The organism is Flavobacterium sp. PL02, from assembly GCF_035013205.1.
Classification (GTDB): domain Bacteria; phylum Bacteroidota; class Bacteroidia; order Flavobacteriales; family Flavobacteriaceae; genus Flavobacterium.
The window spans coordinates 1,695,439-1,707,186 of the sequence record NZ_JAYGJP010000001.1; the positions used below are offsets into that span (position 1 = coordinate 1,695,439).

At 31.5% G+C, this 11,748-nt stretch carries 12 protein-coding genes; 2 read left to right on the forward strand and 10 right to left on the reverse strand.

The annotated features are described in order from the left end of the window. The first annotated feature begins 269 nt into the window (after nt 1-269). Complete coding sequence (locus SHI72_RS07220; protein WP_323489546.1) at nt 270-1,874, forward strand: L,D-transpeptidase family protein; 1,605 nt, start codon at nt 270-272, stop codon at nt 1,872-1,874. A 427-nt stretch (nt 1,875-2,301) separates the two neighbouring features. Then, nucleotides 2,302-2,865, forward strand: coding sequence for a DUF6642 family protein (locus SHI72_RS07225; RefSeq protein ID WP_039114163.1), 564 nt, complete (start codon nt 2,302-2,304; stop codon nt 2,863-2,865). A 54-nt stretch (nt 2,866-2,919) separates the two neighbouring features. Here the strand turns inward: SHI72_RS07225 and SHI72_RS07230 are convergent, their stop codons facing one another. The 10 genes from SHI72_RS07230 to SHI72_RS07275 all read right to left on the reverse strand — a co-directional run bounded on the left by SHI72_RS07230 (nt 2,920) and on the right by SHI72_RS07275 (nt 11,744). Next, nucleotides 2,920-4,032, reverse strand: coding sequence for a serine hydrolase domain-containing protein (locus tag SHI72_RS07230; RefSeq protein WP_323489547.1), 1,113 nt, complete (start codon nt 4,030-4,032; stop codon nt 2,920-2,922). 220 nt (nt 4,033-4,252) lie between these two features. Further along, nucleotides 4,253-5,203 (reverse strand): hypothetical protein, encoded by a 951-nt coding sequence (locus SHI72_RS07235; protein WP_323489548.1) that lies wholly within the window; start codon nt 5,201-5,203, stop codon nt 4,253-4,255. A gap of 10 nt (nt 5,204-5,213) precedes the next feature. Beyond that, entirely contained in the window at nt 5,214-5,942 is a 729-nt protein-coding gene (locus SHI72_RS07240) for an NADase-type glycan-binding domain-containing protein (protein ID WP_323489549.1), read from the reverse strand. A 29-nt stretch (nt 5,943-5,971) separates the two neighbouring features. Beyond that, a complete protein-coding gene (locus SHI72_RS07245) occupies nt 5,972-6,772 on the reverse strand; it encodes a hypothetical protein (RefSeq protein ID WP_323489550.1) in 801 nt (266 codons plus the stop codon). Nucleotides 6,773-7,189: 417 nt separating this feature from the next. Next, nucleotides 7,190-7,516: a DMT family transporter gene (locus SHI72_RS07250; protein ID WP_035627059.1), complete on the reverse strand. Its 327-nt coding sequence runs from the start codon at nt 7,514-7,516 to the stop codon at nt 7,190-7,192. A gap of 73 nt (nt 7,517-7,589) precedes the next feature. After that, a complete protein-coding gene (locus SHI72_RS07255) occupies nt 7,590-8,153 on the reverse strand; it encodes a Crp/Fnr family transcriptional regulator (protein ID WP_039118238.1) in 564 nt (187 codons plus the stop codon). 26 nt (nt 8,154-8,179) lie between these two features. After that, complete coding sequence (locus tag SHI72_RS07260) at nt 8,180-8,674, reverse strand: GRAM domain-containing protein (protein WP_323489551.1); 495 nt, start codon at nt 8,672-8,674, stop codon at nt 8,180-8,182. Nucleotides 8,675-8,676: 2 nt separating this feature from the next. Next, complete coding sequence (locus SHI72_RS07265) at nt 8,677-9,480, reverse strand: DUF2314 domain-containing protein (RefSeq protein ID WP_323489552.1); 804 nt, start codon at nt 9,478-9,480, stop codon at nt 8,677-8,679. Nucleotides 9,481-9,738: 258 nt separating this feature from the next. Next, the gene (locus SHI72_RS07270; protein WP_323489553.1) at nt 9,739-10,869 is read right to left on the reverse strand and encodes an NAD(P)/FAD-dependent oxidoreductase; all 1,131 of its coding nucleotides are present in this window, start codon (nt 10,867-10,869) and stop codon (nt 9,739-9,741) included. Nucleotides 10,870-10,916: 47 nt separating this feature from the next. After that, the gene (locus tag SHI72_RS07275; RefSeq protein WP_323489554.1) at nt 10,917-11,744 is read right to left on the reverse strand and encodes a helix-turn-helix domain-containing protein; all 828 of its coding nucleotides are present in this window, start codon (nt 11,742-11,744) and stop codon (nt 10,917-10,919) included. Nucleotides 11,745-11,748 lie beyond the last annotated feature (4 nt).

Genomic DNA, 11,748 nt, shown 5'->3' on the forward strand with positions numbered 1-11,748 from the left:
AAAACCCAATCAAATTCGATATTCTTTAATCCTGAGCTTATTTTTTTGGAGTACGCTTAATTATGCGATGATATAAAAAAATGAAATAATTGACAGATTTATCCTGTATAAGTCTGATTTAAAGGATTATAACATGGCAATGTTAGAACATTAAAACAGAATGTAATAACTTGTTTTACAGTGTTGTATGGTAAATTTGATAGGTAAAAGAGTCCCCGAATTTTTACTTAAAAACTTTGCATTTATGTACTACTGTAAAAATTTAAAAAATGAAAACATTATATCCATCCGCTATAATTTTAGGCCTTTGTTTTTTTGTTTCTTCTTTTGGGAGATATGAAAAAAATGACTTAAGTGAGATTAAAATTGCTACATATTCTAATGGTCAAATTACAAATGATAATGACCGTTTAGTTGACAAGGAAGTTTTAAATGATTTTTTCGAAAGATATCCTGATTTTAAAAAATATCAAAATGATGTTGTCTTATTATACAAAAACAGATCGTATGGAACGATTTGGTATGATAGAAATAAAATCACTGAATTTGGAAATTTATTATATCAAAAATTAAAAGTTACAGATGAAGAAGGAATACAAATTACTATTCCTTATGAAAATACAATTGACCAAATTTTTGATAAAAAATCAAAACAAAAACCTTCAATAACTGATACCGATATGCTGTTGAGTACTGCTTATATCATTTATATGAGTAATGTATATGGAGGACTTGATGAGGCTGCTGTAAAAAAAACTGGTTGGCTTTTGCCTAAAAAAAAGATATCCTATGATACTCTATTAGACTCTTTAATATCTAAACCTACGTTATTAGAAGTAAATGGAGAACTTCTTTTTGATCAATATTATAAACTTCAGGAAGCGCTAAAAAAATACAGAAAAATAGAACAAGATAATACTTGGCAACCTATTATCACAGACATTCCTTATAATGATTTGAGACCAGACGCAACTTCGGCAACCATTGGACAAGTCAGGACACGATTATTTGTAATGGGAGATTTAAAGAGAGATTCAGAAAGTAATTTTTACGATCAGGAATTAATGGATGGTGTTATGAAATATAAATTACGTAACGGTTTTAAACCAAACTACATTATTTCTGAAGTTCATATCAAGGAAATGAATATCCCAATTACTGATAAAATAAAAACGTTGATGGTTAATATGGAGCGTTGTAGATGGATTTCTCCTAATCTGGTAAAAGATAAAGAGTATATTATGGTAAATATCCCTTCTTTTGAATTGATTTATGTAAGAAACGGAAAAGTTGAATTGCTTTCTAAAGTCTTTGTAGGAACGGTACTGACTAAAACCACCATTTTTAGCGGAAGTATTGATAAAATTGTTTTTAGTCCCTATTGGACTATACCACAAAGTATTGTAGAAAATGAATTGAAGTCAAAAATTGCTTCTGATAAAAATTATTTGGCTGATCATAATATAGAAATGGTAAATGGTCAGTTGAGACAAAAGCCAGGTCCGAACAATTCGTTGGGATTGGTGAAATTTATCTTTCCAAATTCAGATGACATCTATATGCATGATACGCCATCTAAAACGTTATTTGATTTTGAAAAAAGAACTTTTAGCCATGGTTGTATAAATATGAGCAAAGCCAAAGAATTAGCTGTTGCCATGCTGAAAGATTATCCGGAATGGACACAAGAAAGAATAGATAAAGCTATGGATGGGACAGAGGAAACAACGTTTAAATTACCTAGTAAAGTTCCAATTTATATTTGCTATTTTACTGCATGGGTAAAAGATTCGGGTGAAGTTAGCTTCTTTCAGGATGTTTATGACCAAGATGCAGATTTGGATAAAATTCTTTTCCCTCTAGTTGAAATATGATAGTATTTTGGAATGACATGTATTAAGATGCAAGTTGTTCAGAACAAATAAAAACACTAAAAAAAGCTCTCATTTTGAGAGTTTTTTTATTGCATTCTAAGTCCCAGAGGGACGATATATTTATAGAAATTCACAAATTCATTTTACAAATCCCATTGGGGTGACATACATAGTAATTGGAAAAAGAGATCAAATAGCGCTACGCTGTAGCTTTAACACTAGATTCTAAAAAAATGCTATAAATATTATGCTCCTAGCCCAGATAATAGCGGCATCCTTTTTATCTCGTTTTTTTCGAGATAAAAAGATATAGCGGATAGCTGGAAAAAGCTCCAAATTTGGCTAAAATGTCTTTTGGGTTTCGGTCTATTTTCCTCAATAAAATATACCTTTGTGATAAATTGATTATCTACAAAAACATAATTGTATGGATTATGATAAATTTATTTTCTGCCTCGAGGCTGTTCCCGATGTAGAGATTGACGTGACTACCGAAGTGGTTAAAAACTTAGAACAACTGGCTTTTGATCAAGGTATTTCGAGTATTCATAAGACTTGCGATACTATCGAAGGTTTAGAGGATAGCTTAAACGCTTTGCTTTATGACGACCATAACTTTAAGGATTACGAAATAATATATTTGGTGATGCCTGGGGAAGGAAACAATGTGTGCCTTAATGATTATTACTACAGTCTGGAGGAAATAGCCGAAATTTTTGAAGGTAAAATGAAAGGTAAAATTTTGCATTTTGCCAATGCAAAAATATTGGATTTAAGTGAAGAGGAAGCGCAATATTTTCTTGATATTACCGGAGCGAGAGCCATTTCGGGTTATGGAACTGCACTTAAAAAAATAACTAGTTGTAGTACGCTTGACAAAGCTTTCTTTAGTTTGTGTCAGGAGGAAGATGATGTAATTGAGATTGTTGAAGAATTACACCAAAAACACTATGACCTTTGTAAACATCTAGATTTTAGATTGTATTATTAATAGAATCTGTTGGATGCAATTATTAATAATTGCATCCAACAGATTAATATTTGCCTATTTAAGTTTCTGAATCTGTTCGAATATTTCGTTTAAGGTATCTTTCATATCTTTTGGTGTGTTTTCGCCACTTTGGTTTGTGATAATAAATACACCCAAATTATATTCTGGAATTATATAAATAAAACATTGTGAGCGAGGAACGCCTCCATGATGCATATATAACGTTCCTAGTTTTTCATCTTTTGTTACTCGCCAGCAATATCCTGAACTAAAACGATCATTAACTTTTACCAATGGTCTGTGAGATTCGGCTACTACAGCATCATTTTTTAGTTGGTATTTTATGTATTTAACCATATCGGGAACGGTAGATTTTACGTTTCCGCCTGCGCCCCAAGGCAATGTTGTCATTTGGGAAGTGATTTCGTTAAAAGCACAATGATAACCTACTGCAAGATTTTTTTGATCCTCTGCTGATAAATTTATCATTGTATGATTCATCTGGGCATTTTTGGCAAAATACTCTTTTAATATTACCTCAAACTTTTTGTTATATACTTTCTCTAAAACAGCTGCCAAAAGTTCTATTCCGGCGCTTGAGTAAGAAAAGTTGTATCCTGGAATGGTATCAATTTTTATTTGGTGCAAGTCTCTGAAAAAATCTTTTTGTGTGTAATTTTTTAATGCATTGTTGAGGTCTGCTGGTGTCTCTTTTTTTGTGAAATTTTTCAGCATTTCGTTTACGCTTAAAGGGATCATATTTGGCAAACCACTTGTATGGGTAACTAAATCTTTTATGCGAATTGGGTGGTTATCAAATGTTAGATTTGGATAATCTTCGCTTAAATATTTTTGAAGGGGATCATCTAGATTTATTTTTTTATCTAAAACTGCTTTGGCTATTAATGTACCTGTATGGGTTTTGCCTAATGAACCAATTTCATAAATTGTATTATTAGTTGGTGCATTTGATTTTCCTTTTTCTAATTCTCCATAATGTCCTATAAATTCTTGTCCTTGATATACTATCCCGATTGAGGTAGAATTGATCAATGGTTTTTCGATCATTTTGGTTGCGGCACTATCAACTATAGTTTTAATGGTTGTTTTTTGTGCAATACTAATAAGTGGTAATACTAATAAAACGATAAGGGTTAATTTTTTCATGATTTCTAAATTTTTATTGGTTATTGTTATTTGATACAAATGTGCGTTGGATAATCATGAAATACGTACGACAAAAAAAAGTCGAACGCATTTTTTTGATTAAAATGAGTTCGACTTATTATAAGACGGCGTACGAGTAATTACAAATCCCTATTAATTAGTGGCTTATAAGCTTTTTTGGAGTTTTTTTTGTATGCTTTTTTTAGGATGGATTAATAACTTATTCTTTGCAATGATCTTTAAAAATTGATTTTTGTTCGATTAAAAAACTGCTTTGGAACTTATTGGATGTATTTATTTTTTTATAGACATATAGTAAGTTGGTATTATTGTAATCATAATCTTCGGTATTTTCTTCTCCAGCTACATAGTTTAGATGGTTTATGTAAGCGTTTCTTTTTTCATCTAAAGTGTAGTTTAGTTTAAAGAGCTCGCTTTCGATATCTTCATCGTATCTTTTATATTTTGGTGTATACAATAGAACGTTTGGAGCAAAATCGATACCCGATATTTGTGCAAATTCAGATTCGGTTAAAGCATCATTCAGGCCTTGTTTTTCTCCAAAATGTTTAGAATAATATAAACCTCCATCTTTATAGAGATAAGAAAACGGATGGTAGTTATCTTTATCTTCAAAGTGATTTACTATAAAATCATTGAATTTTTCGGTATTATTGAAGGTGTAAATTGTAGGTTTATAATCTTTGTTTTCTGAATATGAATAAGGTATGGAAGTAAATGATATGGTATCTACTTTTTTAGTTGTAGTATATACTTCTGGAAATTTAATGCATCGATGTCCTTTTACATAAACTCGTTGTAGTTTTGGGTTTACTGCCTTAAGTTTCCCAATATGCATAAATGTTTCTTCCTCATGTAATCCGTTTGAGAGCATAAATTTTGTACTGTCTTTTAGTTCTGGGGTATGTCTTCCATAAACCTGAAATGATTCTTTAGGGGCATCGGGAACAAAGTTTACTTCACCATGTTCTTTTAATGTCCATTTTCCGGTTATTAATGTTGCGTAACCTATTATTACAAATGTACCATCGGGTTTTAGGTAATGGCTTCCGCCTCTTAATTTGTAATAACCAACGACATCGTTTGGAGTTTGCGCTTTTGCATTATAATTAGATAGCATAAGTATAATTAGGATAAATATTTTTTTCATTTGTTGTTTCTTAGTGTACATCAATTCCGTTAAAATAGATTTCGGTTATAGCGGTGTCGTTGAATTTATCTCCTTTATAGACTTCAACAATTTCGAATTTTAAAATTAAATCGGTTCCGTTTTTGTTATGTCCAAAAGTGCCAAGATCGAATATTTGGTCATTTTTACTGTCTTCTAAATTCAGGATTCCAAATACTTTTCCGTTTATGCTTAATCGTAGTTTTTTTACTCGGTTATTGTTTTTCCAAGCGACATCGGATTTTACATATCCGTTAGAGATTATAATTTGTGTAATTCTAGGACTTTTGTTGTAAAAATAATACGCTAAATATTCTCCAATTCCTTCATCTGGTTTGCCTTCGACCCAAGCAGTTTGGTAGCTTAAATCATTGGCATTCTTTGCTTGGTATTTTGTATCTTTTTCGGTGTTTAAAGTCGATGATGCTTTTACTTTATAATTTCCTCCCGAACAATACCAACTACAGCCACCATCTACAACATCCCAGATACTCTCTACAACCTCACCATATTTTTGTAATAAAATATCGAGTTCTTTTTGTTCTGTAGTCGATAGTTTGGCTTTTTGTAAAAGTTCGTTTTGTCGCTTTATTTCGTTATCGGTTTTTGTACTTAAATCGACTTTTCGGGTTTCTTTGGGATAAAAGTTCTTGTCTGAATTTTGGGCATAAGTAAAGCTTACAATTATTGTAAATAAAAATAGTGCTAAGTGGTTTTTCATAATAGTATTATCAGTTTTGGCACTATTCTTTATTTTTCGGTTGGATATTTTCCAACTGCTGTTATTCCGTTTTCCGAAATAAACAATATTTCTGTTGTAATTGGATAACCTGAATTCTGATATTCTTTGACTACAGTTGTTCCTATTCTGTTTGCGAAGAAATCAAAATCTTTTTCAGAAAAAATATAACAAAAATCTCTTACCGGGATTACTGCGTAAAATGGAAATCCAATATCGGCTTTCAATTTCTCTTTTATTTTTGAGGCAAATAGGAGTGAACTTTTCAGAAATGTTTTTTCAACTTCAATCATACCAAGTTTCCTGTCTTCTATTATTTCAAAATCTATCTTCGTTTTTGCTAGTAGTTCGTTAGCGTTTAAATCAGCTTGTTTAATTAAATCTATCTCGGTTATTTTCCACTTTTTTAAATTATCTGCAGAAATCCAAGTTAGTTTTTCATTTTCGCTTACTGCATAAATCTTACTAAATTCATCTGTGACTTTTTCAGAAATTAAATTATTGAAATCAAAATCATTTGGAAATAGCTGGATGTAGACATTATTTTTTGAATTTTCCCAATTTGGAACGTCAGCTGGATAGGATAGTATAGTTTGAACCAAATCGGTTATATGACTTTCGTCGGAATCTCTTTCGTAATTTCGTCTTACGTTTTCCAAACTTATTTCTAAATTATTTCCGTCAATATTAATATGAATGAGATTTTCGTTGTCAATTGAATCGATTTTTAGACCACTTTGTTCAAGTTGTTCTCTAAATTTTTCAAAAACAATATCTTTTTTTTGATTGTTGTGTCCAGAAAGATCAAGCATAAATATTTAGTGTTATTGTAATTTTAAATTGCCTTATTTTTTTAACAAAGTGTTTTAAAACACCTTCTTATATAAGCTATAAGAAAGGTTTGCAAAGTCTGGTTCTGGTAGACTTTGTATCATAAATACCCTTTTCGTAGGCTAATATAGCACTATTTTTAGTACAAATAATGTACGAAATAATGATAAATTAAGGAAGTAATTACAATAAAGAATAGGAGTGGAGCTAGTATCCTAAAGATTTAGGAATGCGTATGCAATATCTTATGGACTGACAAAAAATAAAAATAAGTGAGAAGAGGATAAACGCAAGAAACGTTTTTAGGAATAAAAAGAAGGGAATCAGGAATGGGACATATTTTAAATGCAACTTAATTTTACTTAAATTAAGTTGCATTTTTTTTACTACAAGTTTCATTAATGTGAAACTGATTTTAATCCGATGATTGAACCAACCAATGTTGCAATAAAGAACAATCTCCAGAAGTTTGTTGGATCTTTAAACACAAAAATACCGACCAAAACTGTTCCAACAGCTCCAATTCCTGTCCATACAGCATAAGCAGTCCCAATAGGTAATGTTTGTGTACTCTTGATAAGAAGCAACATACTTATAATAAGTGATGCCAAGAATCCTCCATACCATAAATAAACATCATTTCCTGTTGCTTCTTTAGCTTTCCCCAAGCACGAAGCAAACGCCACCTCAAATAATCCTGCAATAATCAAAAGAATCCAATTCATATTTTTAAATTTTAATAAGGCAAAGATCCTCTAGCGGATTCAATTAAAATTTAACAAATGATAAAAAATGAATTTATTTTATTTCGGCTCGTATTCGGCTTAAACTTACTTGGGTAATCCCGAGATAGGAGGCAATATGACCAAGTTGTACTCTCTTGATTAAATCAGGATTATTGGTTATTAGTTCGTTATATCTTTCAGACGCTGTTTTAAATTGTCTGGAGATTAATCTTTCTTCTGTTTTTATGAGTTCTTTTTCGGCAAATTTTCTTCCCCAATTTGCAATATGTATATCTTCTTCAAACAATCTTTGCAAATTGATTGTATTTAATTCATACAGATCACAGTCTTCCAGAAGTTCGATATCTTCATAGCCTTTTTGGTTTTCTACATAGCTTTTCATCGAGAGAATTGTTTCTCCTTCTTTTCCAAACCAAAAAGTAACATCGCTGTCATTCTGGTTTACATAAGCTCTTACAATTCCCTTTTTTATAAAATAGATATTTGATTCGATTTTACCTGCTTTTAATAAAATATGTCCTTTGGGGAAACTAACCAAAGTAATGTTTTCCTCCAAGGTTTTTCTGGAGCTTTCTGGCAGTTTAGATATTTGATCAAAAATAAGGTTACTGTTCATTTAGGGGTGTTATTCTGGGATATTGTTTAATTGTTTTTTATGGCTTTTTCGATCTCATTTTTCCAAATTTCTCTGTTTGTTACAACAAATCGTTCATTCATGCCATTAGAAGTGATTATAGATAATCCGTTATTAACGATTCCTAATGTTTTTTCAAAATGGGTTTCGGTTATATTTTTAATATCAATTGCAGTTTCATGCTTTTGAATAAAGTTTAGCATGTTGGTTTGAAAAATAAGTTGATTATCTGTTAGATAAAGATTCCCACCAACTGTTACTCCATCTTTATAATGATTTGCACGTCCTGAATATGCTACGTTTTTTAGTTGTTGAAATTTTACTTCTTGATTTGTTATATGTGCAAACATTTTAAAATAAGACATTAAAGTCATCATAATAAAAACAAAAATAGCACATACAATAAGTACATCATTACTAAAGTCTTCTGTAAGCGTTATGTATAAACTTAGAAGAAGGCTTGTTACTAATCCTAAAACAATCGAATATTTAAATCTTTTCATATTTAATTACTAAGAACAGGAATAATATGCTCCCAGTTTAATTGTTTGGCAATGTCTAATGCTGTTTTACCTTGAGTTGTTTTCATGTTTTTATCTACACCAGACTCTAATAAAAGAGTTATAGAAGTTAAATTTCCAGCAACGGTTTCAGTATGTAATAATGAGAATCCTTCTTCATCCTGATAAGTAATTTCGTCAGGATTTTGCTTTAAGAAATCCTGGAGTTTTTCTTTCATGTTTTTGCTCATAGGATGTTCTATAAGGTTTTCCGGCTTTTCTTTTTGCTCGTTAACAAGAAGCACTTCATTGTAATCTCCAAAATCTAATCCCCAGGCTTTATCATGATCTTTTCTTTCCTGATTTGTCATTTCTGAGCGTATTGCCTGAATAGTAAATCCTCCATATGCTCTAGGTTGAGGCGATGAGAATAGTTTTGAAAGCCCTTTTGGCGAACTACCTTGAATTGCAAATAACCAATCGCTAATTTGGTTTAAAGGAACTACAACTTCGTCTCCGTTCTCGATGTTTGTTAATTCGTTTGGATCATTTATTAAAACACCTTTTATTTGTTCACCGTCAAAAGAGATATCGTTAATCCACATATGTTCTACAATAGGATGTTCATTTCCTTCTACATCTTGAGAGAAGGCTACTTTTACGCACGCTACAGTTAATGCAGGAACAATTCGGCGGTATTCCCAAGATAATTCTCTCCAAAAATATTTAAATGTTTCTTGAGCATTTTTAAAAGCTTCTATCATTTTTGGACTATCTCCTTTGGCAAAGAATATTTCTTGGTTTTGCATTTGTCTGAATATTAGATTGTTAATAAAATAAGTAAACTCAATTTAGTTTGAGTTTGTATTAAAATGTAATTTTTGTATTGCTAATATATGATTATTTTATAATTAATAACAAGCGATTTTTTGACTAATGCCACGTTTTTGACATAAAAAAACTCCCTAATTTCTTAAGGAGCTTAATTTTATAGATTGCAATTAGAAGGTAAGAAGATTTAATTTTTTTATTGAAACTAGTGGATTTATTATTGGATTGAATGAGATTTATTCATAGAATTTCAGGAATGAGAAGTCTGAAGCATGCATGGCTATTTCGTTCTGGCTTGTTTCTAGTTGCGCTTCGGTTGCATAAATCATCATTTTTTGTTCATAATCATTGATTGCGGCTTCTATGGTTTCAAATTTTCCATTAGTCAGATTATCAGATAAAATTAATGCGTCTAATAATCCTGTATTTGCGCCTTGACCAGCAAAAGGAGGCATTATATGTGCAGCATCGCCAATAAGTGTGATAGGCAAAGGGCGGTTATTTTTCCAAGGTTTTCCTAAAGGTATTCTTCTCGTTGGCCATAAAATAAAAGACGATGTAGCGCTAAATAATTGTTTATAACTGTCATGCCAATGGGCAAATTTATCGATAAGATATGTTTTTATATTTTCGGTATCTTCGGGGTTTAATGCAGTTTCAGAGTTCCAATTTTCAGGTGTTTTAAAAATTACATTGTAGCTCAATATATTACCATTTTTAGGGTTTGCAACTAGCGAATTACCTTCGGCTGCAATCATTAGTATATTATCATTGCATAACTTGTAGCACTCGTTACAGGCAATTTCTGGCTTAGAAATGTCACCTTGTATAATAAGCGTTCCGGTGTATTCTATTTGGGCATCTGTTACATATTTTCTCACTTTAGACATTCCGCCATTAGCACCAATAACAAAATCTGCGATTACATCTTTTTCATTTTCAAATTGTAAAAGCCATTTTCCGTTTTCTTCTTTTATATCAGTAAATTTTCTGTCCCAAATTACGGTATCATTTGCTAAACTATCTAGTAGCAATTTTCTTAAATCATTTCTGTTTATCTCAGGATTATCATTTCTGTTTTTGACAGTAGGTTTGTTACAGAATAGCACTTTAGCTTGCTCGTTAGCAACGGTTCTTCCCATGGGTGTTCCCATTGCATAATACTTTTCGAGCAATCCAGCTTTTTTCATTGCTTCTTGCCCAGAACCTTTATGCAGGTCGAGTGTTCCGCCAGAAATCCTTGTTTGTGCATCTTTGTCTCTTTCGTAAACTGTTACATCTATTCCTTCTTGCTGTAATAATTTTGCCATGGTAAGACCGACTGGTCCTGCACCTATAATGGCTATTTTTTTATTTTTAAGTAACATGATTTTGTATTATTAATTATCATACAAAATTCAATAATGTTAGTAGGTTAGGATTGTATAAACGCGACAAAATCATTACTTAACGTTTCTTTCTTTGCCTTTCGTGCAAATACCGCTGGTGTAGTGCCACTATAACGCTTAAATTCTTTACTTAGATGAGATTGATCGGTATAGCCAAATTCATGAGCTAAACTGGCAATATTCGAATTTGGATTGTCCCATAATTGGTTTCGTACCTGCTCAAACCGCATGAGTCCTGATACGTCTTTTACACTATAACCAGAGGATTGTTTAAACTTTCTTTCTAAAGTACGAACTGTTGCATGTGCAGCTTCGGCAACCTGACTTACGGGTATAGAACCGTTTGCTTTATTCATAGCAACTCCAGCTTTGTATAACATACTGTTAGTAGGGATTTGCGATTGTGCATTCAGAAAGTATTGCTTTACCAGAGTTATGGCGCCATCAATTTTATTACTAAGTACTAAATCTTTTAATACTGATTGAAGTTGATTAATAGGATGTTCAAATGCTTGAACTCCGTTTTTTCCAGAGGATAATCCTAGTAAATCAAATACTGTCCAGGGATAACATCTTATGCCAATAATTTCTAAACAATCTTTGGCATAAAAAAGAACCGGTTTATTAAGTAATCCTATCAAAAATGGTGACGGGAGCGGCTGTAAATTTCCATTATAAGATATGCTGCACGTGCTGCCGAAATAGAAAATTATTTCGGCATAACCATCTGGAACTACTTCAAAACTAGTTTCTAATTCTCCTAAATTTCTTTTATCATACCAAAAACATTTTATGGCAGCGAGCAATTCTGTAGGAGATTCAAATTCTTGATGTTGTACTTTTAAAGATTCCATATAT